A 25596-nucleotide genomic window follows, 5' to 3' on the forward strand; every position below is an offset into this window, starting at 1 on the left:
TGACGAGGGACCCCATGACCAGATTGACCCGAACCCTGCTTTCCACCGGTCTTGCCGCTCTTGCCTTGACGGCCGTTCCCGCACCGGCGCTGGCCGACAAGCCGATCGTCCAGACCGAGGATGCCGCCAAAGCCGCCTTCGAGGCCGACCGCCAGACCATCCTCGCCATGGCGGGCGACTTCAAGGTGACCTTCGACATGCAGGAATCGACCCCCTGGATGGAAGGTTACGAACCGCTCGAGCGCAAGATTTCGGGCGGGTATGAATCGGTGCGCGTGATCGAGGATACCGGCACCAAGATCGTGCTCCAGCACCTGCTCGTGACCGGGGGCGACGAAAATCCCTATATCGTCAAGCACTGGCGGCAGGATTGGGAATACGAACCGGCCAAGATCCTGACCTATTCGGGTGGCGAGACCTGGGAATGGAGCGACGTGCCCGAGCGGATGCGCGCCGGGCGCTGGTCGCAGACCGTGTACCAGGTTGACGACAGCCCGCGCTATGCCGGCTGGGGCCAGTGGGAAACGACCAACGGGGTCAAGCGCTGGCGTTCCAACTGGACGGCCCGCCCGCTCGCCCGCCGCGATGCGATCCGCAATCCGGTCTATGATCACTACATGGGCATCAACCGCCACCAGCTGACCCCCACAGGCTGGATCCACTGGCAGGACAATACCAAGATGATCGCACCCAAGGATGGCAAGGGCGAGGCCACGCCGGTGGTGCAGGAATATGTCCTCAACACCTATGAACGCTTCGACGGCTATAATGTCGCTGCTGCCGAGGCCTATTGGGAAAAGACCAAGGGCTACTGGGACGCGGTGCGCGGCAAGTGGGACGAGGTGGCCGAGGCCAATGGCGGTATCCGGATCGAGCAGGAAGCGGGCGCGGGCACGGCGATTGCCAATGAACTGCTGATCCTTGCCGATCTCATCAAGGCGGGCAAGGAAACCCCCGAGGCGGCGCAGGAAAAGGCCATCGCCATGATTGCCGAGGGCACCACCCGCAACGGCGGCTGACGAAAGCCGAAACGGCGCGGCGGGGGAATGTGTCCTCTTCCCCCGCCGTGCCGCATGCTTTCCATCACGCAGCGCGCAAGCTAGAGCGCGAAGCATGATCCTCGTCATCAACGCTCTCGACGATCCCGACCGTCTCGCTGCGATCCGCCAGCGCATCGACCTGCTCGAATGGCGCGACGGGCGCGAGACCGCCGGTGCCACCGCGCGCGAGGTCAAGCGCAACCGGCAGGCGGCGATGGACACCTCGGCCGGCAAGCGGATGCATGACGAACTCCTCCCGCTGATCGCCGATCACCCGGTGGTGAAGGCCGCCGCACAGCCGCGCCGCTTCTCTCCGCTGATTGTCAGCAACACCGGCGTCGGCGGTCAGTACGGCGCGCATGTCGACAATGCCCTGATGGGCAAAGGCGCCGCACGGCTGCGAACCGATCTCTCCTTCACCCTGTTCCTCACTCCGCCGGAGGAATATGACGGCGGAGAACTGGTCATCCACGCCGCCGGAATGAGCCAGGAAGTGAAGGGCGAGGCCGGGCATCTGGCGCTCTACCCTTCCTCCAGCATCCACGAGGTCCGGCCCGTGACGCGCGGCGAGCGGGTAGTGTGCGTCGGCTGGATCGAGAGCCTTGTCGCCGATCAGGGCCAGCGCGAGATGCTTTTCGATCTGGAGAACCTGCGCACGGCTCTGCGCGAGAAGCTGCCGCGCCAGTCGGCCGAGCTGCTGACGCTCGACAAGACCATCGCCAACCTATTGCGGATGTGGGCGCACGCCTGAGGCCTTGGCCCGCGCGGGGCGTTTGCCCTTGATCGTGAACCAGATGATCAGGCTCACCCCGATCACGCTCGGCCCGGCCCAGATCGCGGGGTTGAAGACGTGTTCGGGCACCATCCGGATGAGCCCCACGGACAGGAAAGCGGTATAGGCCGAAATTCCCATCCCGATCAGCGCGCGGAAATGCTCGCCAACATGGGTGCCTTTGGGCGGATCCTCGCTGCGCCAGATATAGACCTGCTGGATCGTCATCGCGACCAGCCCGACCACCGCCACCAGCACCATCAGCGGGTGTTCGACCTTGATCCCGTACCACCCGCACCACAGCGCCGAGACCACCACCGCCGCGATCACCCCCTGATAGCGCAAGGAGCGCAAGGCCCGCCGGTCGCGGGCATGGCGCACCACGGCGAGGCCGTAATCGACAAAGCCGATGGTGAGCATGCCGAGATAGAGCATCATCCAGCCGAACAGCCCGGCGAACAGCTCGCGGTCGGTCACCGAGGGGATGCGCTCCTCAGGCCCGTAGAGCGACAGCAGCGCCATGGCGATCGCAAGGCTGCCCGCGCCCAGAAAGCCGTAGCACGCGGCCTTGCCCCACTTGCGGTGATTGCTTGCGCCCTTGCGCGTGACGATCGGCCCCCAGAAGGCGACCAGACCGACCGTCCCGGTGACGACATGGGCAACGACGATGGCTTCGAACAGCGCCATGGCGGGTGGAATGGCACAATCCGCGCGGTAAGCCTAGCCTCAGCGCACCCGCGATGGCGCGACCAGAACGGCATTGGCGATCACCAGATCGAGCCCGTCGAGATAGGCGCGGGTCGAGGGGTCATGCGCGAAGCCGATCACCAGCCCGCGCCCCTGCCGCTGCGCCATCAGATAGGGCTTGTAGGCCAGCTGGCGGCGGTTCTCGTCCCACACATATCCGCTGGCGACGAGATTTCCGGGCGCGGCAAAGCGCAGCACGTTGACCCCGTCATCGCGGCCCAGCGGGGTGAAGATCTGCGTGCCGGTGGCCAGCACCACGCCGCCCGCGTCATATCCGGCCGACAGGAAGTGATCGCGTTCGGCCACCACGTTGAGCAGCGCGCCGGGCAGGGTATCGGGCAGGGCCTTCGGGTCCTTGATCGCCTCGCGATATTCGGCGTCGCTCGCAATCTCGACCGCTTCGGCAAGGCTGGCATCGCCGTCCTTGTCGCCCGCGCCCGGCTCGCGCCCCAGCGCCGCCTCGCGCTTGACCGCCAGCATCGGCGCATCGCCGCCGCTGAAGGTTTCAAGACTGTCGCCCACCGCCACCAGCACGCCGCCCTTGCGCACGAAATCGCGGATGTTGCGCATCCCGCCCTCGCCAAGGATGGCGGAAGGATCGCCTTCGGGCACCAGCAGCACGTCATAATCCGACAGGTCCGCGCGGGCGAGGCGCTGGGTGCGGATCGGGGTGACCGGCAGGCCGATGCGCCGTTCGAGCACATAGCGCAGCGCGCCCGCGCTCAATTGCGAGATGCCGTCGTCCCAGGCGACCGCGACGCGCGGCAGGGTGAGCCGCGCGAAGCTTTCGCTACCGAGGTTGGGGCCGTCATCGACCCAGCCTGAATCCATCGCCACGGTATGCGCGCCGACCTCGCGGGCGAGCGCGGTGAGGCGGGCCATCTTTTCGGGCGTGTTGCTGCCCGCCGGGAAGACCACCGTGCCGCGCGGAAATTCGCGGCCGTTCTTGGTGAAGGCCTTGTCGGTCACGCGCGCCTCGATCCCTTCGCGCAGCGCCAGCGTCACAAAGCGCGCCTGTCCGCTGTCCGTCCACGGCACCGCGACGGCAAAAGCGCCCGCGCCTTCGCTGACCGGGGCAATCGGGGTGTCGGGCCCGAGCGCCTCACCGGTTGCGGCGGCGTTGCAAAGCGTGACATCGACCCCGGCCATCAGCCCGACCGACCAAGCGGTGACATCATAAAGCTCGTGCGGCAGGTCCTGCGAGCGGCGGCGTTCCTGTTCCTCGAGGAAACCGTCCGGCAGCGGGGTGTCGCGGTCGAGCAGGCTCTTGACCAGCCGCGCGGCGGGCTGGGCCTGCGGCACCGCCAGATAGCCTTTCGGATAGGTCTTGCCGCAGATGCTCGCCGAACCCTCGCGGCGCAGCACGGTGATGCCCTGCGCGGCAAGGCGCCGCCCGAGGCTCTCGGCATTCCAGCGGCGCTTGGAAAGGTCGATGACATAGGTGCCGCGCCCGGCTGCGCCGCTGGCGTTGGCGGCGCGATATTGCGCGAAGTCGCTGAGGAAACGCTGCGGGTTCTCGGCTACCGCACCGGCGGTCGCGAGGCTGGCGGTGAAGTGGTTACGCACCCCGTCGGCATAGGTCAGCACCGTTCCGTCGCGCCGCTCGAACACCAGCCCGCGCGCCGATGCCTGTTCATAGGTCGAGCCGATCGCGCCCTGATGCGCGTTCCAGGTATCGCCATATCCGGGGTAGAACAGGTCATAGACCTCGCGGGTGAAATAGGGTTCGCCCATCGCGTCGAAGGCGGCGGCATTGGCGCGGCCGATCAGTTCATAGGCGCGGATCTGGGCCTGTGTGAGATTGGGGCTGAAGGGCTGGGCGGCAGGGCTGAAGAAATAGCTTTCGTCCCCGCCCATTTCGTGCAGATCGACCACCACCACCGGGTTCCAGCTGCGGATCGCGGCGACCTTGCCGCGGGTTTCGGGCTGGGAGAGGGTGAACCAGTCGCGGTTGAGGTCGAACATGTAGTGGTTGACCCGCCCGCTCGGCCAGGGCTCGTCATGCTCGGCCGCCTGCCGGTCGGCAGCAGGATCGATCCCGCTGGCAGCAAGAAAATTGTTCACGAAGCGCGCGCGCCCGTCAGGGTTCTGCATCGGGTCGATCACCACGATCGTCTCGCGCATGATCCGTGCGGCGCGTTCGTCGCCCTGCGCGGCGAGCAGGTGATAGGCTGTCATCAGCGCGGCATCGGTCGAGGAGATCTCGTTGCCATGGACGCCATAGGCGAGCCAGGTCACCGGCAGCGCCGCCCCGTTCGAGGCGCGGCCCGCGCCGATATTGGCAAGGTCGGCGCGGATCGCATCGAGCCGGGCAATGTTCTCAGGCGCGGAGAGGATCACATAATAGAGCGGGCGGTCTTCCCAGCTGCTCGCATATTGCACCATCCGCGTGCGATCGGGTGCCGCGGCGACCAGCGCCTTGAGATAGGCATAGGTCTGGTCGGGCGAGGTGATGCGCGTGCCGGGCGCATGGCCGACCGTTTCGGCCAGGGTCGGCATGGCGGGATCGAAGGTGCCTTGCGCAAAGGACTGCGCCTGGGCGGCTCCCGACATTCCCAGGACGGCGACCAGCACGACGAGCCAGCGGCTCCAGATTCCCTCAAGCATCGATAATCCTCGCTCGGTCCGGACGGACGACAGGCGCCTGCCTTGCCGCGAAGTCGGCCGCCGGGTCAAGCAGAGAGGTGTTCGCCGCGACGAACAGCAAGACCATTCGCGCGCCGCGTCTGGCGGGAATGGTGGGCGCGACAGGGATTGAACCTGTGACCCCACCCGTGTGAAGGGTGTGCTCTACCGCTGAGCTACGCGCCCGTCCGTGGGTCCTTGCGGCCCGGACAGGGGCGCGCCTTTACTGTGCCGGTACGCGCTTGGCAAGCGCTCGCGGTGTCTGTCAGGCCTACTTTTTGGTGCCGCGTCCTCAATCGGCCAGCAGCCGCCGTGCGAGGCTGGAGAGATTGCCTGACGACGCTGCCCCGCGGGAGAACTGCGCGGGCTGTCCCGGACAGGCAAGGCAGAAGGCCTGGACTCCTGTTCCGCTCGTCAGCCGCTCGATATCCCGGGTCAGGCGTGCGGCGAGTTCGTCCTGCCGGCGCGCCACCAGCGCAAAGCCGTCGCCAGCCTGCCGCACGCTCTCCGGAGCGGCCATGCCGCTGAGCAGCCGGCGAATCAGCGGATCGTAGTTTTCCGCCTGCTCGCCGAGGAACACCGGATGCCATTTTCCGTCCTTGAGCCCGGCCTTGGCCGCCGCCCATGCAAGCGCATCCTCGAGCCCGCCGAACTGGTCGACCAGCCCGTTCTGGCGTGCGGTGCCGCCGTCCCAGACTCTGCCTCCGCCGATGGCATCGACCTTGTCGACCGGCATCTTGCGGGCCTTGGACACCCGCGCAAGGAAATCACGATAGGTCGATGCGACGCCGGCCTGCAGGACCGCGTCCATCTCGGGCGAGAAGCCGGCGATGATGTCGGGCTGGCCCGAAAGCGGCGTGGTGCTGTAGCCGTCGGCATTGACGCCGAGCCGCTCTGCGGCGCGCTCGAAGCTCGGCAGCACTGCGAACACGCCGATCGAGCCGGTGATCGTCTCGGGCTGGGCGAAGATGCGGTCGCTCGATGTGGCAACCCAGTAACCGCCGCTTGCCGCGACATTGGCGAAGGACACGGCGACCGGGATCTTGCGGTCGCGGTGGCGCTGGATCGCGCGGCGGATTTCTTCGGCTGCGGTGGCCGAGCCGCCCGGCGAATCGACCCGCACCACCAATGCCGCAAGTTCATCGTCGAGCGCCGCGTCGAGCAGGTCGGCGATGCGCGTGCCGCCGGCCGTGCCGGGGCCCGCCTCGCCATCGACGATCTCGCCGGCGATGGTCACCACCCCGATCTTCTTGCCGTCGCGCTGCGAGCCGATGTCGGCAAGGAAAGGGGCCAACTCGCTCGCGGCGAAGGCTCCGGGCTGCTTGTTCCGGCTATCCTTTCCCGCGATCTCTGCCACCCGGGTTCCGAATTGCGTCCGGTCGCCGAGCTTGTCGACCAGCCCCGCCTTGAGCGCGGCATCGGCCAGATCGCCGTCGCCCGAGGCAATCCATGCAGCCGTGTCGCCCGTCACCAAAGCCAGATCGGCCTTGGGGCGGGCCTTCTTCACATTGGCCTGCCATTCCTCCCACAGCGTGGCATAGACCGCGCCGATGTTCTCGCGCGCCTCGGGCGACATCGAATTGCGCGCATAGGGCTCGGTCGCGGACTTGAACTCGCCAGCGCGATAGACCCGGGCATTGACGCCGAACTTTTCGAACAGATCGGCAAAATAGAGGAAATTGCCGCCCGGCCCCGTCACCAGCGCAGCCCCCTGCGGATCGAGCCAGACCTCGCTGGCATGGGCAGCCAGCAGCAGGTGGTCATCGGCATAGCCGAGCGCAAAAGTGAGCACCGGCTTTTTTGCCGCCCGCACGCGGTCCATCGCCTCGCCGATCGCGGTAAGGTGCACCTGGCCGCCACCGGTAAAGGTAGTAAGGTCGAGCACCACTGCCTTGATGCGTTCATCGCTTGCCGCCGCATCCAGCGCCCGCACGATATCGCGCGCCCGGTATTCTTCCAGCGGAGCCGCGCCGCTGAGCAGCGCCATGATCGGATCGATCGCCGATTTCTCCTCGACGATGCTTCCCGAAAGATCGATCAGCAAGGCGCCCTCGCGCACCTGCCCGGGGCTGGGCCGCGCCGAGAGGGCTCCGAACAGCGCAAGGAAGAACAGCAGCATGAACAGCAATACCAGCCCGTCCTTGATCCCGACGAGCACCTTCCAGACCTTGCCGACAAAACTCATTCATTGCCCCTTTTGCGTTTGCGGTGCCGGTCTAGGGACTTTGCGCGTCAACTTCCATGGGAAAGCGGGTTGAGCGACGCATGGCGCTCGACTAAGGGCGTGGTCTCAATGACTGCGAGCGATCATCCTGCGTCCTCGGGCCGCTTTCCGGCGGGGCGCATGGCGTTTCCCCATCGCGACCTGACCGGCATTGGCAGGCTTGCCCGGCACGAGATCCTCTATCTGCTGCACGAGGCCGAGCAGTGGGTCGAACTCAACCGCCAGAGCACCAAGCACACCGACCTCCTGTCGGGCCTGACCATCATCAACGCCTTCTTCGAGAACTCCACCCGCACGCTGCTGTCGTTCGAGATCGCGGGCAAGCGGCTGGGGGCCGATGTGGTCAACATGCACGCCGCCACATCGAGCGTGAAGAAGGGCGAGACGCTGATCGACACGGCGATCACGCTCAATGCGATGCGCGCCGATGCGATCGTGATCCGCCATGCCTCGTCGGGCGCCACCGGCCTGATCGCGGACAAGGTCGATTGCCCCGTGCTCAACGCCGGGGACGGGCAGCACGAACATCCCACCCAGGCGCTGCTCGATGCGCTGACCCTGCGCCACGCGCTGGACGAGCGCGGCGAGGGGGCAGAGGACTTCACCGGCCTCAATGTGGTGATCTGCGGCGATATCCTGCACAGCCGGGTGGCGCGCTCCAACATCCTTTGCCTGACCGCGCTGGGCGCCAATGTCCGGGTCTGCGCACCCCCGGCGCTGATGCCTGCGGGCGTGGAAGCGATGGGGGTGAGCGCCTTCCACAATTTCGACGCGGCGCTCGAAGGGGCGGATGTGGTGATGATGCTGCGGCTCCAGTCGGAACGGATGAGCGGCCAGTTCATTCCCAGCCCGCGTGAATATCGCCACCTCTACGGGCTGACGGCAGAACGCCTCGCGCTCGCCCGCCCGGATGCGCTGGTGATGCACCCCGGCCCGATGAACCGCGGGGTCGAGATCGACAGCGAGGTTGCCGATCTGGCGGGCCGTTCGCTGATCACCCGGCAGGTGGAAATGGGCGTTGCGATCCGCATGGCCTGCCTCGACATCCTGACGCGCGAGGCGCGGGGCGTGGAGGGCTGGGCGGCATGAAGCAGGCGAGGCCTTTCACCATCACCAATGCCCGGGTGGTGACGCCCGCCGGGATTGTCGCCGGCGCGCTGCGCTGCGCGGAAGGGATCATCATCGCCGTCGGGCCTGATGTCGCTCCGCAGGACGGCGACGAGGTGATCGATGCGCGGGGAAAGCTGGTCGCGCCCGGGCTCGTCGATCTGGGCGTTTTTGCAGTCGACAAGCCGGCCTTCCATTTCGGCGGGATCACGCGCGCCGCGCTGATGCCGGACCAGTCGCCGCCGCTCGACCTGCCGAGCCGCGTCGGCTTCATCGCCAAGAGCGGCAAGCCCGATCTGTGGGTCCACCCGCTCGCCGCAGCGACGCGCGCGCTTGAAGGGAGCGAACTGGCTGAACTTGCGCTTATGCAGCAGGCCGGCGCGCGCGGGATTGCGACGGGACGGCGCTGGATCGCGGATTCGGGCGTGATGCTGCGGCTGCTGCAATATGCCGCGATGCTCGATCTGGTGGTGGTCGCCCATGCCGAAGATGCAGGGCTGGCGGGCGATGCTGTCGCCACCGCAGGCGAGATCGCGACGCGGGCAGGCCTGCCCGCCGCACCTGCCGAGGCCGAGGCGCTCGCCATCGCCCGCGACATCGCGCTGGCTGAACTGGCGGGCGCGAAACTGCATTTGCGCCAGGTGACGACCGCGGCAGGGTTGGATCTCGTGCGCGCGGCCAAGGCACGGGGGCTGCCCGTCACCTGCGGGATCACCCCTGCGCATTTCATGCTGTCCGACCTTGCAACCGTCGATTACCGCACCTTCGCCCGCCTCTCGCCCCCCTTGCGCTGCGAGGCCGACCGGCAGGCGGCGCTCGCCGCGATTGCCGACGGGACAGTTGACGTGATCGCCAGCGGTCACGATCCGCGCGGGCCCGAGGACAAGCGCCTGCCCTTCGCCGATGCGCTGCCCGGCATGGCCGGAGCCGAGACGCTGCTGGCGATGGTTCTCACTCTGGTGCGCGACGGCGTGCTTGACCTGTCGCGCGCCTTTGATTGCCTCGCCCGCAACCCTGCCCGCCTGCTGGGGGTTCCGGCGGGAGAACTGTCCGAAGGGCTGGAAGCCGACATCGCGCTGATCGATCCGGATGCGCCGTGGATCATCGACCGCCGCCGGATGGAAGCCACCGCCGACAATACCCCCTTCGACCGGCAGGGCGCACAGGGGCGGGTGCTGGGGCTGTGGAAGGGCGGGGTCCGGCTTTAGCCTGCCATCCTACACAACCGGCCCTGGACAGGACGGGTCTGGCACCGTGAAACAGCGGGGCAAACGGGGCGTGAAGCGGGTCTAAAGGGGGTCTAGGGCGGGTCTGGCAGGGGTCTGAAAGGGCCTGAAGATGCCTCGCCCTTGTTGGAAAGCGGAATGTTTTTCCGCCGATTTCTGCCATTTTCTCCCGCGCGGGTCATGTTTCACGCGGCCATTGGGCCAGCAATCCGCCTTTCCGACACCCGCGCACCCTATCGCGCGCCCCGCCCTGTAGGAAAGCCCGCAAGGCCGCACAAGAAAGCTCCCGGACAGCGCGGGGCTATCCGGGAGCAAGGCTTGCTCATTGGTAAGGGTAGGAAGGCTTAACGGCTCCGCGATGCCATCCGCACGCCGCGATCGACCGCGCCTGCGGGCGGGTTGGTGGCGGCATAGGCAAAGCAGCCCCGTCCCGCCGACTTGACCGTGCCGCACATGCCGCGCGCGCTCATCGCGCCGAAACCGGCAGCAGCGACGCGCCAGAAGGTGCGCCCGTTCACCACTGCTTCGGTGATGACGACATCGTGATCCTTGAGCTGCGGGAACTTGCGCTTCAGCACGGTCCAGCCGCGTTCGGCCTCAACCTTGCTGTCATAGGCGCCAAGCTGGACGAGGTGGGTGTTCGCCGCCTTGTCGTTCACAACCGGAGCGGCCGTGGCGGCCATCCGGCGCTGCGAGCTGGCAGCCGCGCGCGGGGCTGCGGCCGGGCTGCGGGCGGGCAATTGCTGCACCACCGGCTCGGAAATGTAGCGGATGCCTGCCGCCTCGGCGAGCGCCGCCACCGGAGTCGGCCGGGCTTCGGGCTGCGGGGTCGCAGCCGGCTCGGAAAAGGCCTGGGCCACGGTCTGCTTGGCCTTGGCAGCGGGCTGCGGCGCGGGCGCCTCGACGACCGGAGCAGACGCCGGAGCGGCTTCGGCCAGTTGCGGCACTTCGGCCTGGGCGGCGGCCTGCGCCACCAGCACTTCCTGCGCCGGGAAATTGGCGAGGGCGAGCCGCTGCGGCTGGCCGCTGTCGATCCGCGGGGTCACATCGAGCATCGCCGCGACACGCTGCTGGAAGTGTTCGGGCGCGCTCATCGTCGCCCATTCGGTCATGCGCGCATCGAGCTTGTCGGCAGGCACGTCCTCGGCCGCCATTACCCGCGCCATGCGCCAGTTGCCCGCCAGCGCATAGGCATAAGCGAGGTTCTGGCGCAGCTTGGGAGTGGCTTCCTCGCTGCCGCGCACGGCGTTGAGCAGCACATGGACGCCGCGTTCGGGCTGTCCGGCCAGTGCATAGGCAAGACCAAGGTCGGCCGGATCGATGACCCGCGCATATTCATCGAGCACCGAAACCGCCGCCTTGCCTTCGCCCAGCGCGGTCTTGGCGAGCGCGAAGCTCAGCACCGTGCGCGAATCCTCGTCGCCCAGATCGAGCGCATCGCCGAAGCTGGTCGCGGCCGACTGGAAGCGGCCGGCTTCCATGTAGGCTGCGCCCAGCAGCGCGCGGTAGCCGGGGTTGCGCGGCTCGGCCAGCACGGCTGCTTCGGCATGGGTGATGGCGCGTTCTGCCTGACCCTTCTTGAGCGCGGTCTGCGCATCGGCAAAGGACAGGTCGGCGCGCGGTGCAGCCGAAGTTGTGCATCCGGCGAGCGCCAGCCCTGCCAAAGCGGTGGTGACGGCCAGCGTGAGGCGCGGCGCGGTGAAGCCGGTCTTGGTGCTGCGGTCCATGGTCATTATCCCCTTGGTGTGTCCTGCAGTTTCGCGTGGTTGCCGATATCAGTGGCGTTTGAGATGGGCGGCGATGATGTCGAGATCGTCGATTTCGGCGAGCAGGCGGTCGAGCGCCTCGGTCACCAGATTTTGGGCGCTCATGCCTTGCATGGTTGCGGCAAGCCGCAGCTTGAGGTGGCGCTCGGGGTCGAGCCGCAGCGTGAAGGCGGCGCGGCGTTCGGTCTTGCGCACGGCGACGCGCGCGGGCGCGGCGGGCAGTGCCACGGGTTCGGGCGCGAAATCCTGTCCGGCGGCGAAGGCTTCGGCGTGATCCTCGTGCGCGAGGTATGCGTCATCCTCGTCGGCGCAGGCTTCTTCGGCCTCGTCTTCGGGGCCGGTCATCACCGCATCGGCAAGAACGCGTTCCTCCAGCCGGCGCTGCTGGCGGCGCACGATCGGGTTGTGGGCCGCATCGGCCTCGGCCGCGGCGACCGCCTGGTTGATCGGCACCACGTCGGCGCCGTTATCATTGTGCCCGTCGCTCCCCGCGTCCTGGCCCATGTCATTCCAGCCGAGATCCTCGAGCTGTTCATCGGCGATCGCGGCGATTGCCGCCTCGTCCGCCACCAGCGGCGCGACCTGGGGGCGCATCGCGGGCTTGGCACCGCCCTTGCGGGCCAGCAAGGTCGGACCGAGCGAGGCAAAACCGGGTTCGGACATCGCTCTTGTTCCCTCGTTCGCGCTTACTGCGCCACCCGGCGACCGAAGCCACCGGCCGGACGCGGCAGGCCACCGATCTGCGCGGCGCCACCCGGCGCGGCGGCAAACACGGTGCGACGGAAATTCTTTTCGAGCCGGTCGGCGATGTAGCGCCACAGCGCGGCGATCTCGGCGGCGCTGCGGCCTTCGGGATCGACTTCCATCACCGTGCGCCCGTCGATCATCGACGCGGCGAAATCGGTCCGGTGGTGGAGCGTGATCGGTGCAACCGTGCCGTGCTGCGACAGCGCGACGGCGGCTTCCGAGGTGATCTTGGCCTTGGGCGTGGCGGCATTGACGACGAACACCAGCGGCTTGCCGGCGCGTTCGCACAGGTCAACCGTCGCACCCACGGCACGCAGGTCGTGCGGGCTGGGGCGGGTCGGCACCACGATCAGTTCAGCGACCGAGATCACCGACTGGATCGCCATGGTGATGGCCGGAGGGGTGTCGATCACCGCGAGCTTGAAGCCCTGCTGGCGCAACACCTGAAGATCGCCCGCGAGCCGCGAGACGGTGGTCTGGGCGAAGGCGGGATATTCCGCCTCGCGCTCGTTCCACCAGTCCGCGAGGCTGCCTTGCGGATCGATGTCGATCAGCACTACCGGGCCTGCGCCCGCGCGCTGGGCCTGGACGGCCAGATGTCCGGACAAGGTGGTCTTGCCCGATCCGCCTTTCTGCGATGCCAAAGCGAGTACACGCAACGCCTGGGTCCCCCTGGATTGATGCCGCTGCGAACCGCCCCATTGCGACCCGGTTTTGCGGCCGGATGTGAAGGGGATCGCAGGATACCCCTAATTTTGGGTTAAGAGCCTGCGCATTAGGCAAAGTCCTGAATTGTCCGGCCCGGACGGCGCGCGCGCGCCCGCGCGGCATGACAGGAGGCGCGGCAACAGTTTGCTAACCGTGATGCGCTTAAGAAAGCGTTCGGGAACCGGACAGGATCACGCGAGAGACATCATGGTTTGGACATTCGCAGGAACGAGAGCCGTCGCTGCGGCCGCACTGGTGGCGCTGGCGGCCGGGCCCGTGCTGGCAGACGTGAAGGCCGGGGTCGATGCGTGGGAAGCGGGCGATTACACGCGGGCCGTGGCCGAATGGCAGGAACCTGCCGCCGCCGGTGATGCCGACGCGCTGTTCAACCTCGCACAGGCCTATCGGATCGGACGCGGTGTCGATGCCGACAGCGTGCGCGCGCGCCAGCTCTACGAGGAAGCGGCCCGGCGCGGCCATGTGAAGGCGGCCGACAATTTCGGGCTCATGCTGTTCCAGGAAGGCGAGCAGGGCAAGGCCATGCCGCTGATTCGCGCTGCTGCCGATCGCGGCGATCCGCGTGCGCAATATGTGCTGGGCCTGTCGCACTTCAACGCCGATTATGCGCCGCGCGACTGGGTGCGCGCCTATGCGCTGATGACCCTCGCGCAGGGGCAGGGCCTGCCGCAGGCGCAGGACGCGCTGGCGCAGATGGACCGCTATGTCCCGCTGATCCAGCGCCAGCAGGCGCAGTCGGTTGCGCGCCAGCTCGAAAGCGAAGCCCAGACCCGGCGCAATGCCGAACTCACCGCAGCCGAACTGGGTGCTGGCGCGAGCGCGGGCGCGGGCGCGCCGGTCGCAGCGACCCCGCGGCAGGCCGTGAGGACGAATCCGGCTCCGGCTGCGGCTCCGGCTCCCGCGCGGGTTGCGCGAACGGCTCCCGCTCCGGCCCCGACCGCGCCCGCCGGTGGCAACTGGCGCGTGCAACTCGGCGCCTTCGGCGTGGCAGGCAATGCCGACCGTCTGTGGAGCCAGCTGTCCGGCCACCCGGCGCTGGCCGGCACCACCAAGACGCTTGTCCCCGGCAGCAAGGTCACCCGCCTGCTCGCGTCCGGCTTTGCCAGCAAGGCCGCGGCCGAACAGGCCTGTGCCAGCCTCAAGCGGCAGGGCCAGGCCTGCCTCGTGGCCGGACGGGGCTAGGCCGCAGCGGCCAATCTGCGGAGCGATGGCTCCCATCGACACAGGGCGATGTATCAGGCTTTCCTCAAGCGCCTGATTTGCTAGGGTGTCCCCTGTTCAAGGCAGGGGATCAGCCATGGAAAATGCGATAGATGCAGGCGCGGCGCGCGAGATGTTCGCCGATGACGCGGCGGTTGTAGCGCCGGTCAGGCAGGGCGAGCGGATCGAAACGCTCGATTTCATTCGCGGGCTGGCGGTGATGGGCATCCTCGCCGCCAATATCGTTGCCTTCGGCCAACCCTTTGATGCCTATATGTACCCGGCCGCTTTCCTGACCGAACCGGGCGATCCGGGCGGGTGGATGTGGATCGCCCAGTTCATCCTGATCGACGGCAAGATGCGCGGGCTGTTCACCCTGCTGTTCGGGGCGGGGATCTACCTGTTCATGGAGAAAGCCTGGGCAAGGGGTGCGACCCGGTCGCTGCAGGCCTGGCGTCTGGCGATCCTGATGGTGTTCGGGATGATCCATTTCTTCTTCATCTGGCCGGGCGACATCCTGTTCTACTATGCCCTGTTCGGCTTCCTCGCGCTCGCCTGCATCGGCTGGAGCGTCAGGAACCAGCTGGTTGTGGCCTTGCTCGGCTATATGGGCGGGGTGCTGCTTCTGGCCGTGATGATGACGCTGCCCTGGGCGATCACGTCGGGCCTGCTGGGCGATAGCCCCGAGATTGCCGAGGCGCGCGCCGGGATGGAGGCCGCCATTACCGAGACCCTGGAGCAAAGCGCAGTCCCCAACGCCGCGATGGCTTCGGGCGATTATGGCACGCTGGTCATGCACCGCGTGACCGAGCAGTGGTACGAACCGCTCGCCAATGCGCTTCTGTTCGGCTTCGAGACGCTGCCGCTGATGCTGCTGGGCATGGCGCTTTATCGCATGGGGTTTTTCAGCGGCGGTTTCGAACGGCGCAAGATGCTGCTGTGGGGCTGGGCCGGGCTGATCGGGGGCGGGCTGGTGCATCTCGCGATCGGGCTGGCGATGCGGGCCGACGGGTTCAGCTATTACGGAACCATCGCCGCCTTTGTCGGCTGGAGCCCGCTGCCGCGACTGTTCATGGTGCTGGGGCTTGCGGCGCTGCTGGTGGTCTATGCCCCGTCCGCCAACGGCTGGCTGGGCGACCGCATTCGCGCCGCGGGACGGGCGGCCTTCACCAACTATCTGGGCACCTCGATCGTCATGATGTTCGTGTTCCAGGGCTGGGCGCTGGGACTGTTCGGAGAGCTCAATCGCCCGCAGCTTTATCTGGTGGTGGCGCTGACCTGCGTTCTGATGCTGGCATGGTCCAAACCCTGGCTCGATCGCTATCGCTACGGCCCGCTTGAATGGCTGTGGCGCTGTTTGACCTATCGGCAGGTCTTCCCGCTAAGAAAATAGCCGTGATTGGCGTGTAGCAATGGACCGGTCTGCCGGAGGACAGGCCGCAAGCGCGACCGCGCGCCCGCAGCGACGCGCCCGCAGGGCGCATGAGCGAGGATTTCGCATCGCGGAGGCGATGCGGACACAAAGACTCCTGCGGGTACAAAAACGCACTTGTTATTGCGAATAACTCGCATACATTCACTCCTGCAAACGCTTCGCAGGAGTGATTCGGCGGCTATGTATATCTGCATCTGCAATGCCATTCGTGAGACTGATTTGCGTCAAGCCGCGCTCACCTGCAACGGCGATGCCGAAGCGACCTATGCCACGCTCGGCAAGCGCCCCAATTGCGGGCAATGCCTTGAAGAGGCGCAGGAAATCATCGAGGAACAGCGTGCCGCCGCATCCTGCGAGGTATTCGCAGTATAAGCACCCGCCGCCGCGATTGCGAACGTCTCGCAAGCGACTGATTCTCAAACAAATTTTATCCCGCTCCCCTTGCGGACAAGGCCCGGCAGCGTCTATCTAGGACGCAACGCCGGACAGGCGCTTTGATCTATCGCAAGGAGGAGATCCGCCATGAAGGGCGATCCCAAAGTCATCGAGCATCTCAACGCAGCGCTCACCAACGAGCTGACCGCGATCAACCAGTACTGGCTGCACTACCGCGTGCTCGACAACTGGGGCCTGAAGAAGCTGGCGGCCTATGAACGCCACGAATCGATCGAGGAAATGGAGCACGCCGACAAGCTGGCCGAACGCATCCTGTTCCTCGAAGCGCTGCCCAACTTCCAGGCGATCCACAAGCTGAAGGTGGGCGAGACGGTCGAGGAAGTGCTCAAGGCCGACCTCGCGCTCGAGCACGAGGCGATCCCGCTGCTGCGCGAGGCTGCCGAATATGCCCGCAGCGTCAAGGATCACACCTCGGCGCAGATCTTCGAGGACATCCTCAAGAACGAAGAAGAGCATGTCGATTTCCTCGAAACCCAGTTCGAGATGATCGAGCGCATGGGCCTGCAGAACTATTGCCAGCTGCAAAGCCAGGCCGCCGGCGAAAGCTGAGCGCGCCCGCGCAGGGCCGGAATAACGACAGGGGGCGGGGCCGGAACGCGGCTTTCCGCCCCTTGTGCTATCTGTGCTATTCCTTGGTCTTCTGCGCGCCCGCCGCCGCCAGCCGCGTCTCGCGCAGGAAATAGGCCAGGCCGGTCACCAGCAGGACCATCGTCAACACCCACAGCAGCGCGATCACCGTCCCGATCTGCGCGGTGATATAGGCCGAGATGAACAACAGCCCGATCACAAGGCTGATGATCACCGCCGATGCGGTCGAGAACAGGATCGCGCCTTGCGCCAGCTTGCGCCGCCGCTGGAGCCAGCCCAGTTCCGCAGCCCGCCAGTCCTCCGGCTGCTCGTCGCGCGCGCGGGCATCCTCGATCCGCTCGATCCGCTGGGCGATCCAGATCATCCGGCTCATGATGACGTTCATGATCGCCCCGATACCCGACAGCAGAAAGGCGGGCGCAAGGCTCAGTTGCACCACCTGCTGCACCCGCGGGGTGGAGGCGGTGCGTTCGATGATTTCGAAGGCGAAGGGGGTCTTGACCATGTCGGCCCCGGCAGCGAGCAGGTCGAGCAGCATCAGCCGTCCTTGGCGTAGGGGTTCTTGGGGCTTTTCAGCGTGACACGCACCGGCACCGCGTCAAAGCCCAGCTTGGCGCGGATGCCGTTGACGAGATAGCGTTCGTAGCTCTTGGGCAGGAGGTCGAGCCGCGATCCGAAAATAACGAAGCGCGGCGGACGCGTTCCTGCCTGGGTGATATAGCGCAGCTTGATCCGCTTGCCGCCGGGCGCGGGGGGCGGATTGGCCTCCAGCGCATCGTCGAACCAGCGGTTCAGGGCCGAGGTCGGCACGCGCTTCGACCAGCTCTCGCGCAATTCGAAAGCAGCGGCGAGCATCTGGTCCAGCCCCTTGCCGGTCTTGGCCGAGACCGCGATCAGCGGAAGGCCCTTAACCTGCGCCAGCCCTTCGTCCAATGCGCCGCGGATGCCGTTGAACAGCTTGCTCGCGTCCTCGGCCACGTCCCACTTGTTGATCGCGATCATCAGCGCGCGGCCTTCTTCGAGCACCAGCGACGCGATCTTCAGGTCCTGATGCTCGAGGCCTTGGGTCGCATCGAGCAGCAGCACCACGACCTCGGCAAAGTCCACCGCCCGGCGCGCGTCGGCGACCGACAGCTTTTCGAGCTTCTCGGTCACATTGCGCTTCTTGCGCATGCCTGCGGTGTCGATCAGGCGGATTTCCCGCGTCTCGCCCGTCTTGGGATCGGTCCATTCCCAGTCGATGGCGATCGAATCGCGGGTGATGCCCGCTTCCGGCCCGGTCAGCAGGCGGTCTTCGCCGAGCAGCCGGTTGATGAGGGTCGATTTGCCCGCATTGGGCCGGCCGACAATGGCGAGTTTCAGCGGGCCGGAAGGGCGGTCTTCCTCGTCCATCGCTTCCGCCTCGGCGCGCGCCGCGTCCTGCGCTTCTTCCCATTCTTCGGACTTCGCGCCGATGATCGGCCACAGCCCGCCGAACAGATCGGCCACGCCCTCGCCATGTTCGGCAGAAACCGCCAGCGGCTCGCCCAGGCCGAGCGCGTAAGCCTCCAGCACGCCCCCTTCGGCTGCTGCGCCTTCGGCCTTGTTGGCAACCACCACTACCGGCACCGATTGCTCGCGCAGATAGCGGGCGATTTCCTCGTCCAGCGGGGTCAGGCCCGCGCGCGCATCGACAACGAACAGCGCCGCGTCCGCGCCTTCAAGGCTGGCTTCGGTCTGCTTTCGCATCCGGCCCGGCAGGCTGAGTTCGTCCTCGTCCTCCCAACCGGCGGTATCGACCACGGTGAAATGCATGCCTGCGATCACCGCATCGCCCATCCGCCGGTCGCGCGTTACGCCGGGCTGATCGTCGACCAGCGCGAGCTTTTTGCCCACCAGCCGGTTGAACAGCGTGGACTTGCCGACATTGGGCCGGCCGATGATGACGACTTCGGGTTTCTTGGGGAGGGACATATCCCGCGCCAAGTGGGCTTAAATGCCGATTTTGGCAAGCGCGGCGCTTATCCGGCCGGGCGGTCAGCCCTTTTTGGCGACCGGCGGGTTCTCGCCCAGATCCTCGTACCACGCCTCGACTGGGCCGGTCAGCTTGATGGTCAGCGGCTGGCCCTTGCGGTCCACGGTCTTGCCCGCCTGCACCCGCACCCAGCCTTCGGAAATCGAATATTCCTCGACATCGGTGCGCACCCGGTCCTTGAAACGGATGCCGATCCCGCGCTGGAGCTTTTGCGCGTCGAAAAACGGGCTGCGCGGATTGACCGACAGGTGATCGGGGGGGACGTCCGCGCCGGAGGTGGCGGCGGGATTCTCGGAGGTTTCTTCGCTCATGGCCGCGCCCATAATGGCGCTTTGCCTGCGCGACAAGCGTGTTGCGCTTGCCCTTTTGGTGCGAGGGGGATAAGGGCGCTCGTCGATACGCGCGGGGGGCCATGCTTCCCGCGCGGCTTCGTTCGGGCATGCGGGCGTGGCGAAATTGGTAGACGCGCCAGATTTAGGTTCTGGTATCGCAAGATGTGGGGGTTCGAGTCCCTTCGCCCGCACCAATTCGCCCCTCGCAAGGCCCGGCCTTACGGAATTCTCGTTTAGAAGGCTAAAGACCAGTTCCCATGCAGACCAAGCAGACCGTCAACGAAGGCCTCAAGCGCGCCTATTCGATCACGATTCCGGCCACCGATCTGGCCGCCAGGATCGACACCGAGATCAAGAAGATCGCGCCGCAGGTGCGGATGCCCGGCTTCCGTCCCGGCAAGGTGCCCGCCAATCTCGTCAAGAAGATGCACGGCGAGGCGCTGCACGCGCAGGTCGTGAACGACACCATCCGCGAATCAGTCGACAAGCTGATGCAGGACGAAGGCTTGCGCCCTGCCATGCAGCCGCAGGTTTCGCTGGGCGAGGATTACGCCGAGGGCAAGGATGCCGAAATCACCGTCAGCCTCGAAGTGCTGCCCGCGATCGACACCCCGAGCATTGACGGGCTGAAGCTTGAAAAGCTGGTCGTGCCGGTGACCGACGCCCAGATCGAAGAGGCGCTGGCCGGCATCGCGGCCCAGAACAAGAGCTACAAGGACGCGGCCAAGACCAGGAAGGCCGCCGAGGGTGACCAGCTCATCATCGACTTCGTCGGCAAGCTTGACGGGGTGGAATTCGACGGCGGCAAGGCCGAGGACGCGCCGCTGGTGCTGGGTTCGGGCACCTTTATTCCGGGCTTCGAGGATCAGCTCGTCGGCGTGAAGACCGGGCAGGAAAAGACCATCACCGTGACCTTCCCGGCCGAGTATCAGGCCGAACATCTCGCCGGCAAGGAAGCGACCTTCGACGTCACCGTGAAGGCGGTGAAGGTCGAAACCGAAACCAAGATCGACGAGGATTTCGCCAAGAACCTCGGCCTCGACAGCCTCGAGAAGCTGCAGGAAATCATGAAGGCGCAGCTGGAACAGCAGACCGCCGGCCTGACCCGCACCCAGATGAAGCGCGCGCTGCTTGACCAGCTTGCCGCAGGCCACGACTTCGAAGTGCCCGGCACCATGGTCGAGGCCGAATTCGCCCAGATCTGGCAGCAGCTCCAGCAGGAAGCGGCGAATGACGAGGATCCCGCCGCGGCCCTCAAGCAGATCGAGGACGAGAAGGACGAATATCGCGCCATTGCGGAGCGCCGCGTGCGTCTGGGCCTGCTGCTGTCGGAAATCGGCCAGGCCAACGGCGTGGAAGTGAGCAGCCAGGAAATGTCCATGCTGATCCAGCAGGCGGCCTCGCAGTATCGCCCGGAAGACCGTCAGCGCTTTGTCGAATACATCCAGTCCGAGCCGATGGCCGCCGCCCAGCTGCGCGCCCCGCTTTATGAGGACAAGGTCGTCGACTTCCTGTTCGACAAGGCCGAGGTGACGGAGCGTGAAGTGACCGTCGAGGAACTGCAGGCTGCGATCGAGGCGGAGGACACCGCCGAAGCCGCGCCCGCGCCGAAGAAGGCTCCGGCCAAGAAGAAAGCCCCTGCCAAGAAGGCCGAGGCCAAGGCAGAAGCTCCCGCCGAGGAAAAGCCCGCGGCCAAGAAGGCGCCCGCCAAGAAGGCCACGGCCAAGAAGGCCGCCGAGACTGCCGAAAAGCCGGCAGCCAAGAAGGCCCCCGCGAAGAAGGCTCCCGCGGCGAAGGCCCCTGCCAAGAAGGCGGCTGCGAAGAAGTGATCCGGCGCCGGCGGGTCGCTCAGCGCTCAGCCGGTTTCCACCGCTCGAATGACGGCGCGGGCAGCTTTGCTGTCCGCGCCTTTTCGTAGGCGGCACCCGCCTTGAGCACGGCGTGGTCGTCCCACTTGGCACCCAAGATGCTGAGGCCCACCGGCAAGCCCTCGATCGCGCCCATCGGCACGGTGAGGTGCGGATAGCCGGCAATTGCCGAGGGGCTGCCGAAGCCGACCGAGCCGTTGAAATTGTCGCCATTGACCAGATCGCTCACCCACGAAGGTCCGCGGGTGGGGACGACGAGGAACTGCACGTCGTTATCCGCCAACAGCTTGTCGAGCGTTTCCTGGCCCGCGATCCGAACCGCGTTCGCGCGCGCCTTTTCGTAGGCTTCGCGGTCGGTTGTCGTTTCGGCCTGTTCGAACAGCTCTTGCCCGAACCAGCGCATTTCCTCGTCCGCGTGGGCCTTGTTGAAGGCGATGAGGTCGGCGAGGCTGCGCGGGGTGTTGCCCTCCGGGAAGGCCGGGATCGAGCCGAGATACTTGCCCATCTCCTCGCGCAGTTCGAACATCAGCACGGTGAAGCTGTCGCCGAACATCTGGCGGTCGGGCTGGAAACTGATGTCGACCAGCACCGCGCCCGCGCGCTCCAGATCCGCAAGAGCGGTCCCGAATACGGCTTTCAGATCATCGCGGTTGCCGACCTGATCGCGCATCACCCCGATCCGCACGCCCTTGAGCGAATAGGTGTCGAGGCCTGCGGTGTAATCGGCCACGCGCTGCGCTTCGAGCGTCACCGGATCGGCAGCATCCTCGCCCGCGATGGCGGTCAGCAGCAGGGCGGCGTCGTAGACCGTGCGGGTCATCGGCCCGGCGGTGTCCTGGGTCGAGGAAATCGGCACCACGTGGGTGCGGCTGACGATCCCGACGCTGGGCTTGAAGCCGACGATGCCATTGATCGAGGCGGGACAGGTGATCGAGCCGTTGGTCTCGGTGCCGATCGCGGCCCAGGCAAAGCCCGCGGCAATCGCCGCTCCGCTGCCCGAGGAGGAGCCGCAGGTGTTGCGATCGATCGCGTGCGGGTTGCGCGTCAGCCCGCCGACCGCGCTCCACCCGCTGGTGGAATTGTCGGAGCGGATGTTGGCCCATTCGGAAAGGTTGGTCTTGCCCAGCACCACGCCGCCCGCGCGCCGCAGGTTGGCGATCATCGGCGCATCGCGGCCGGTCATGTTGTCCTTCAATGCGAGGCTGCCCGCGGTGGTCGGGAATTCGCGGGTCTCGATATTGTCCTTTACCAGCACGGTGCGGCCCTGCAGCGGGCGCTCGGTCATGGTCGCGGCGATGGCGGCGGCATCGGGGTTGTAGGCGATAACCGCGTTGAGCATCGGGCCGGCATCGTCCAGCGTTCGGATTCGCTCGATCTGCGCTGCGGTATCCGCAATCGCGGCCGGGGCTGTCTCGGCAATCGCAAGTGTTTCGGATGTCTGGGCGAAAGACGCGATCGGCGCGGTGGCAAGCAGGAGGGCGAGCGCCGGACGGGCGGCCGGGCGGATGGTGGTTCGATGGGTCATGGCCCGCAGGTTTGCCACGCTCTCCCGTCACTGCAAGGGGCAAAACGCCTCTCTCCCCGCGCTATCGTCCTGATGCAATTCACAGGCACAAGGTAAACGCCCTTGAAATTGCCCCCCAGCCTCCGACATAGCCTGTTCGGACATTCACGAAGGATACCCATTCCCCATGATCGATGTGCTCGGCAACTCGCACGAAACCTATGGCACGCAAGGCCAGTTCACCCGCGACCCCCTTACCGGTGCGCTGGTGCCGGTGGTGGTCGAGCAGACGAGCCGGGGTGAACGCAGCTTCGACATCTTCAGCCGCCTGCTGCGCGAGCGCATCGTGTTCGTCACCGGTCAGGTGGAAGACGGCATGGCTTCGCTGATCGTCGCCCAGCTGCTGTTCCTCGAAAGCGAAAACCCCTCCAAGCCGATCTCGATGTACATCAACTCGCCCGGCGGGGTGGTGACGGCGGGTCTCGCGATCTACGACACCATGCAATACATCAAGCCGCGCGTCTCGACCGTGTGCATCGGGCAGGCGGCTTCAATGGGCAGCTTCCTGCTGGCCGCGGGCGAGCCGGGTATGCGAATCGCCCTGCCCAATGCGCGCATCATGATCCACCAGCCTTCGGGCGGGGCGCGCGGGATGGCGTCCGATATCGAGATCCAGGCGCGCGAGATCCTGCGCATCCGCAGCCGCATGAACGATCTCTATGTCAAGTTCACCGGCCGCACTCTCGACGAGATCGAGAAGGCGATGGACCGCGACACTTTCCTCGAAGCCGAGGAGGCCAAGGCCTTCGGTCTGGTCGACAAGGTCTTTGAAACCCGCCCCGATACCGAGGAATCCTCGGGCGAGGACGGATCGGGCGGCGCGCCTGAGTAAGGCCTTCGCCCTTCACCTGCCCCGCGGCGGGACAGCGTCCGGAACATCGCGATTTTTCCGGCACTTCATGGCGTCCGGCACCACGCCGGAGGCATTAAATCATGCGCCATGTGTTGATTCATCCGGTGCCATGGATACATTTGCCGAATCCGCAGGCCGCACGGCCATGCTATGCGATGCGGATTCGAGGACACAGGAATGACCAAATTGAGCGGATCCGACAGCAAGAGCACCCTCTATTGCAGCTTCTGCGGCAAGTCGCAGCACGAGGTGCGCAAGCTCATCGCCGGCCCCACGGTGTTCATCTGCGATGAATGCGTCGAGCTGTGCAACGATATCATCCGCGAGGAAACCAAGGCGGGGATTGCCGGCCGCAAGGAAGGCGAGATCCCCACGCCGATGGATATCTTCACCACGCTCAATGACTATGTCATCGGGCAGGACCGGGCGAAGCGCGTGCTCTCGGTCGCGGTACACAACCACTACAAGCGGCTGAAGCATTCGGGCAAGGCGGGCGACGTTGAACTCGCCAAGTCGAACATCCTGCTCGTCGGCCCGACGGGTTCGGGCAAGACCCTGCTCGCCCAGACCCTGGCGCGCACCTTCGATGTGCCCTTCACCATGGCCGATGCCACCACGCTGACCGAAGCGGGCTACGTGGGCGAAGACGTGGAGAACATCATCCTCAAGCTGCTCCAGGCCTCCGACTACAACGTCGAGAAGGCGCAGCACGGGATCGTCTATATCGACGAGATCGACAAGATCACCCGCAAGGCCGAAAACCCTTCGATCACGCGCGACGTTTCGGGTGAGGGCGTGCAGCAGGCGCTGCTGAAGCTGATGGAAGGCACCACCGCCTCCGTGCCGCCGCAGGGCGGGCGCAAGCATCCGCAGCAGGAGTTCCTGCAGGTCGACACTACCAACATTCTGTTCATCTGCGGCGGCGCCTTTGCGGGCCTCGACAAGATCATTGCCGACCGCTTGCAGAAGCGCTCGATCGGCTTCGGCGCGCATGTCGCCGATCCCGACAAGCGCCGCGTGGGCGAATTGCTCGAAAAGTCCGAGCCGGAAGACCTCCTCAAGTTCGGCCTGATCCCCGAATTCGTCGGCCGCCTGCCGGTGATCGCCACGCTGCACGATCTCGATGTCGATGCGCTGGTGACGATCCTCAAGGAGCCCAAGAACGCGCTGGTGAAGCAGTATCGCAAGCTGTTCGAACTCGAAGACGTCGAACTGACCTTCACCGACGATGCGCTCAAGGCCATTGCCGAGCGTGCGATCAAGCGCAAGACGGGCGCGCGGGGCCTGCGTTCCATTGTCGAAGGCCTGCTGCTCGACACGATGTTCGACCTGCCGGACATGGAAGGCGTGACCGAGATCGTGATCGACAAGGAAGTGGTCGAAGGCAAGAAGGACCCGATCCGCGTTCTGGGCGGCGAGGAGAAGAAGGAAGAGGCGGCGTAGTTTGTTGCGCCCTCAAACGCCGGGCCGCGGACATCCGTCCGCCTTGGCTTTCTTCGCATAAGCTCGGGCGACCGGTCGGCCTTGCGGTCGCTTCGCGACCGATCATGCTTCCGTGTCTACGGCAGAGCTGAAGTCGCTGTTTCCCAGTCCGCACCAAAAGACCCCGCCCGGCCCTTGGAGGAGAGGCCGGACGGGGTCGGGAACAGCGCCGCCCCTGTGGGGGAGGGGATGGGGAATTCGGAGCGGCGCTAACCGGTGAACCGGTTTGATCAGGCGGGGAGGAACACCCCGTCGGTCACGTGGATCACGCCGTTCGACGTCATGACGTCAGCCTTGACCACGGTGGTCTTGCCGCCCTTGGCATCGGTAATCACGACATTGCCGCCTTCGATCGCGGCGGTAAGCTGGCCGCCGGCGACAGTGGTGATGGTGGCGGTGCCGCCATTGTCGTTGATCAGCTTGATGAGGTCACCGGCAGTCACCTTTCCGGCGACAGCGTGGTAGGTCAGGATGCCGGTCAGGGTGGCCTTGTTTTCGGGCTTCACCAGCGTTTCCACGGTGCCGGCGGGCAGCTTGGCAAAGGCCCCATCGGTCGGCGCGAAGATGGTGAAGGGGCCGGGGCTGGAAAGCACCTCGACAAGGCCCGCGGCCTGCACTGCGGCAACCAGCGTGTTGTGCATGCCGGTGCTGACCGCGGTCTCGACGATGTTGGCTTCAGCCTTCATTTCCATGTGGTGATCGGCGAGTGCGGGCGCGGCAGTGACGCCGGCAGTGGCGGCGAGTGCGGCGGCGATGATGGCGGTGAACTTGGTCTTGGGGGTCACGTCAGGGATCTCCTGTTGGGGGAATGTCTCGTCTGCAAG

General features: G+C 66.2%; 22 protein-coding genes and 2 tRNA genes. 12 read left to right on the plus strand and 12 right to left on the minus strand.

Going from position 1 to position 25596, the window contains the following annotated elements; genetic code table 11:
• The first annotated feature begins 14 nt into the window (after positions 1-14).
• Both I603_RS08395 and I603_RS08400 read left to right on the plus strand, forming a co-directional pair.
• A complete protein-coding gene (locus I603_RS08395; protein ID WP_068863977.1) occupies positions 15-1019 on the plus strand; it encodes a DUF6607 family protein in 1005 nt (334 codons plus the stop codon).
• A 94-nt stretch (positions 1020-1113) separates the two neighbouring features.
• Entirely contained in the window at positions 1114-1791 is a 678-nt protein-coding gene (locus I603_RS08400; RefSeq protein WP_068863979.1) for a Fe2+-dependent dioxygenase, read from the plus strand.
• On the opposite strand, the gene I603_RS08405 is transcribed toward I603_RS08400, so the two are convergent.
• From I603_RS08405 to sppA, 4 genes are all read right to left on the minus strand, one after another.
• Positions 1765-2499 (minus strand): SemiSWEET family transporter, encoded by a 735-nt coding sequence (locus I603_RS08405; protein WP_068863981.1) that lies wholly within the window; start codon positions 2497-2499, stop codon positions 1765-1767. The genes I603_RS08400 and I603_RS08405 overlap by 27 nt on opposite strands.
• Positions 2500-2538: 39 nt before the next feature.
• Positions 2539-5166 carry a M14 family metallopeptidase gene (locus tag I603_RS08410; RefSeq protein WP_068863983.1) on the minus strand — a complete coding sequence of 876 codons (2628 nt, stop codon included), beginning with the start codon at positions 5164-5166 and terminating at the stop codon, positions 2539-2541.
• 129 nt (positions 5167-5295) lie between these two features.
• A tRNA-Val gene (locus tag I603_RS08415) sits at positions 5296-5370 on the minus strand.
• A 106-nt stretch (positions 5371-5476) separates the two neighbouring features.
• On the minus strand, positions 5477-7369 hold the full coding sequence (gene sppA, locus I603_RS08420; RefSeq protein WP_068863985.1) for a signal peptide peptidase SppA: 1893 nt from the start codon (positions 7367-7369) through the stop codon (positions 5477-5479).
• 108 nt (positions 7370-7477) lie between these two features.
• Here sppA and I603_RS08425 point away from each other — a divergent pair, with 108 nt between their 5' ends.
• The gene (locus I603_RS08425) at positions 7478-8497 is read left to right on the plus strand and encodes an aspartate carbamoyltransferase catalytic subunit (protein WP_068863987.1); all 1020 of its coding nucleotides are present in this window, start codon (positions 7478-7480) and stop codon (positions 8495-8497) included.
• Positions 8494-9723 carry a dihydroorotase gene (locus I603_RS08430; RefSeq protein ID WP_068863990.1) on the plus strand — a complete coding sequence of 410 codons (1230 nt, stop codon included), beginning with the start codon at positions 8494-8496 and terminating at the stop codon, positions 9721-9723. Before I603_RS08425 ends, I603_RS08430 begins: the two co-directional genes overlap by 4 nt.
• 362 nt (positions 9724-10085) lie before the next feature.
• Here I603_RS08430 and I603_RS08435 read toward each other — a convergent pair whose 3' ends face one another.
• The 3 genes from I603_RS08435 to I603_RS08445 are packed head-to-tail and all read right to left on the minus strand — an operon-like array spanning position 10086 to position 12913.
• Positions 10086-11468, minus strand: a complete 1383-nt coding sequence (locus I603_RS08435; RefSeq protein WP_068864167.1) for a tetratricopeptide repeat protein — start codon at positions 11466-11468, stop codon at positions 10086-10088.
• A gap of 48 nt (positions 11469-11516) precedes the next feature.
• Entirely contained in the window at positions 11517-12170 is a 654-nt protein-coding gene (locus tag I603_RS08440; protein ID WP_068863991.1) for a toxin-antitoxin system HicB family antitoxin, read from the minus strand.
• Positions 12171-12193: 23 nt separating this feature from the next.
• Positions 12194-12913 (minus strand): ParA family protein, encoded by a 720-nt coding sequence (locus I603_RS08445; protein WP_068863993.1) that lies wholly within the window; start codon positions 12911-12913, stop codon positions 12194-12196.
• Positions 12914-13169: 256 nt separating this feature from the next.
• Here I603_RS08445 and I603_RS08450 point away from each other — a divergent pair, with 256 nt between their 5' ends.
• The 4 genes from I603_RS08450 to bfr all read left to right on the plus strand — a co-directional run bounded on the left by I603_RS08450 (position 13170) and on the right by bfr (position 16620).
• Positions 13170-14162: an SPOR domain-containing protein gene (locus I603_RS08450; protein WP_068863995.1), complete on the plus strand. Its 993-nt coding sequence runs from the start codon at positions 13170-13172 to the stop codon at positions 14160-14162.
• A gap of 115 nt (positions 14163-14277) precedes the next feature.
• Entirely contained in the window at positions 14278-15573 is a 1296-nt protein-coding gene (locus I603_RS08455) for a DUF418 domain-containing protein (protein ID WP_068863997.1), read from the plus strand.
• 261 nt (positions 15574-15834) lie between these two features.
• Positions 15835-15987 carry a ferredoxin gene (locus tag I603_RS08460; RefSeq protein ID WP_324613938.1) on the plus strand — a complete coding sequence of 51 codons (153 nt, stop codon included), beginning with the start codon at positions 15835-15837 and terminating at the stop codon, positions 15985-15987.
• 150 nt (positions 15988-16137) lie between these two features.
• On the plus strand, positions 16138-16620 hold the full coding sequence (gene bfr, locus I603_RS08465) for a bacterioferritin (RefSeq protein WP_068864000.1): 483 nt from the start codon (positions 16138-16140) through the stop codon (positions 16618-16620).
• 76 nt (positions 16621-16696) lie between these two features.
• Here bfr and I603_RS08470 read toward each other — a convergent pair whose 3' ends face one another.
• From I603_RS08470 to I603_RS08480, 3 genes are all read right to left on the minus strand, one after another.
• A complete protein-coding gene (locus I603_RS08470) occupies positions 16697-17197 on the minus strand; it encodes a DUF2721 domain-containing protein (RefSeq protein WP_068864002.1) in 501 nt (166 codons plus the stop codon).
• A complete protein-coding gene (gene der / locus I603_RS08475) occupies positions 17197-18612 on the minus strand; it encodes a ribosome biogenesis GTPase Der (protein ID WP_068864004.1) in 1416 nt (471 codons plus the stop codon). Before der ends, I603_RS08470 begins: the two co-directional genes overlap by 1 nt.
• Positions 18613-18675: 63 nt before the next feature.
• The gene (locus I603_RS08480; protein ID WP_068864169.1) at positions 18676-18984 is read right to left on the minus strand and encodes a DUF3297 family protein; all 309 of its coding nucleotides are present in this window, start codon (positions 18982-18984) and stop codon (positions 18676-18678) included.
• Between the two features lie 130 nt (positions 18985-19114).
• Here I603_RS08480 and I603_RS08485 point away from each other — a divergent pair.
• Both I603_RS08485 and tig read left to right on the plus strand, forming a co-directional pair.
• A tRNA-Leu gene (locus tag I603_RS08485) sits at positions 19115-19199 on the plus strand.
• A 63-nt stretch (positions 19200-19262) separates the two neighbouring features.
• Positions 19263-20834 carry a trigger factor gene (gene tig / locus I603_RS08490; protein WP_068864007.1) on the plus strand — a complete coding sequence of 524 codons (1572 nt, stop codon included), beginning with the start codon at positions 19263-19265 and terminating at the stop codon, positions 20832-20834.
• A gap of 19 nt (positions 20835-20853) precedes the next feature.
• Here tig and I603_RS08495 read toward each other — a convergent pair whose 3' ends face one another.
• A complete protein-coding gene (locus tag I603_RS08495; RefSeq protein WP_068864010.1) occupies positions 20854-22398 on the minus strand; it encodes an amidase in 1545 nt (514 codons plus the stop codon).
• A 166-nt stretch (positions 22399-22564) separates the two neighbouring features.
• On the opposite strand from I603_RS08495, the gene I603_RS08500 reads away from it, so the two are divergent.
• Complete coding sequence (locus tag I603_RS08500; protein WP_068864011.1) at positions 22565-23269, plus strand: ATP-dependent Clp protease proteolytic subunit; 705 nt, start codon at positions 22565-22567, stop codon at positions 23267-23269.
• Positions 23270-23467: 198 nt separating this feature from the next.
• Positions 23468-24733 carry an ATP-dependent Clp protease ATP-binding subunit ClpX gene (gene clpX, locus I603_RS08505; protein WP_068864013.1) on the plus strand — a complete coding sequence of 422 codons (1266 nt, stop codon included), beginning with the start codon at positions 23468-23470 and terminating at the stop codon, positions 24731-24733.
• A gap of 269 nt (positions 24734-25002) precedes the next feature.
• Here clpX and I603_RS08510 read toward each other — a convergent pair whose 3' ends face one another.
• Positions 25003-25557, minus strand: a complete 555-nt coding sequence (locus I603_RS08510) for a fasciclin domain-containing protein (protein ID WP_068864015.1) — start codon at positions 25555-25557, stop codon at positions 25003-25005.
• Between the last annotated feature and the right edge of the window lie 39 nt (positions 25558-25596).

Source organism: Erythrobacter dokdonensis DSW-74 (assembly GCF_001677335.1).
GTDB classification, from domain to species: Bacteria; Pseudomonadota; Alphaproteobacteria; order Sphingomonadales; family Sphingomonadaceae; genus Erythrobacter; species Erythrobacter dokdonensis.

Bases quoted from the DNA above. Each gene is read 5' to 3' on its own strand.
- I603_RS08395 (WP_068863977.1), top strand. From the start codon at position 15: ATGACCAGATTGACCCGAACCCTGCTTTCCACCGGTCTTGCCGCTCTT.
- I603_RS08400 (WP_068863979.1), top strand. From the start codon at position 1,114: ATGATCCTCGTCATCAACGCTCTCGACGATCCCGACCGTCTCGCTGCG.
- I603_RS08405 (WP_068863981.1), bottom strand. From the start codon at position 2,499: ATGGCGCTGTTCGAAGCCATCGTCGTTGCCCATGTCGTCACCGGGACG.
- I603_RS08410 (WP_068863983.1), bottom strand. From the start codon at position 5,166: ATGCTTGAGGGAATCTGGAGCCGCTGGCTCGTCGTGCTGGTCGCCGTC.
- sppA (WP_068863985.1), bottom strand. From the start codon at position 7,369: ATGAGTTTTGTCGGCAAGGTCTGGAAGGTGCTCGTCGGGATCAAGGAC.
- I603_RS08425 (WP_068863987.1), top strand. From the start codon at position 7,478: ATGACTGCGAGCGATCATCCTGCGTCCTCGGGCCGCTTTCCGGCGGGG.
- I603_RS08430 (WP_068863990.1), top strand. From the start codon at position 8,494: ATGAAGCAGGCGAGGCCTTTCACCATCACCAATGCCCGGGTGGTGACG.
- I603_RS08435 (WP_068864167.1), bottom strand. From the start codon at position 11,468: ATGGACCGCAGCACCAAGACCGGCTTCACCGCGCCGCGCCTCACGCTG.
- I603_RS08440 (WP_068863991.1), bottom strand. From the start codon at position 12,170: ATGTCCGAACCCGGTTTTGCCTCGCTCGGTCCGACCTTGCTGGCCCGC.
- I603_RS08450 (WP_068863995.1), top strand. From the start codon at position 13,170: ATGGTTTGGACATTCGCAGGAACGAGAGCCGTCGCTGCGGCCGCACTG.
- I603_RS08455 (WP_068863997.1), top strand. From the start codon at position 14,278: ATGGAAAATGCGATAGATGCAGGCGCGGCGCGCGAGATGTTCGCCGAT.
- bfr (WP_068864000.1), top strand. From the start codon at position 16,138: ATGAAGGGCGATCCCAAAGTCATCGAGCATCTCAACGCAGCGCTCACC.
- I603_RS08470 (WP_068864002.1), bottom strand. From the start codon at position 17,197: ATGCTGCTCGACCTGCTCGCTGCCGGGGCCGACATGGTCAAGACCCCC.
- der (WP_068864004.1), bottom strand. From the start codon at position 18,612: ATGTCCCTCCCCAAGAAACCCGAAGTCGTCATCATCGGCCGGCCCAAT.
- I603_RS08480 (WP_068864169.1), bottom strand. From the start codon at position 18,984: ATGAGCGAAGAAACCTCCGAGAATCCCGCCGCCACCTCCGGCGCGGAC.
- tig (WP_068864007.1), top strand. From the start codon at position 19,263: ATGCAGACCAAGCAGACCGTCAACGAAGGCCTCAAGCGCGCCTATTCG.
- I603_RS08495 (WP_068864010.1), bottom strand. From the start codon at position 22,398: ATGACCCATCGAACCACCATCCGCCCGGCCGCCCGTCCGGCGCTCGCC.
- I603_RS08500 (WP_068864011.1), top strand. From the start codon at position 22,565: ATGATCGATGTGCTCGGCAACTCGCACGAAACCTATGGCACGCAAGGC.
- clpX (WP_068864013.1), top strand. From the start codon at position 23,468: ATGACCAAATTGAGCGGATCCGACAGCAAGAGCACCCTCTATTGCAGC.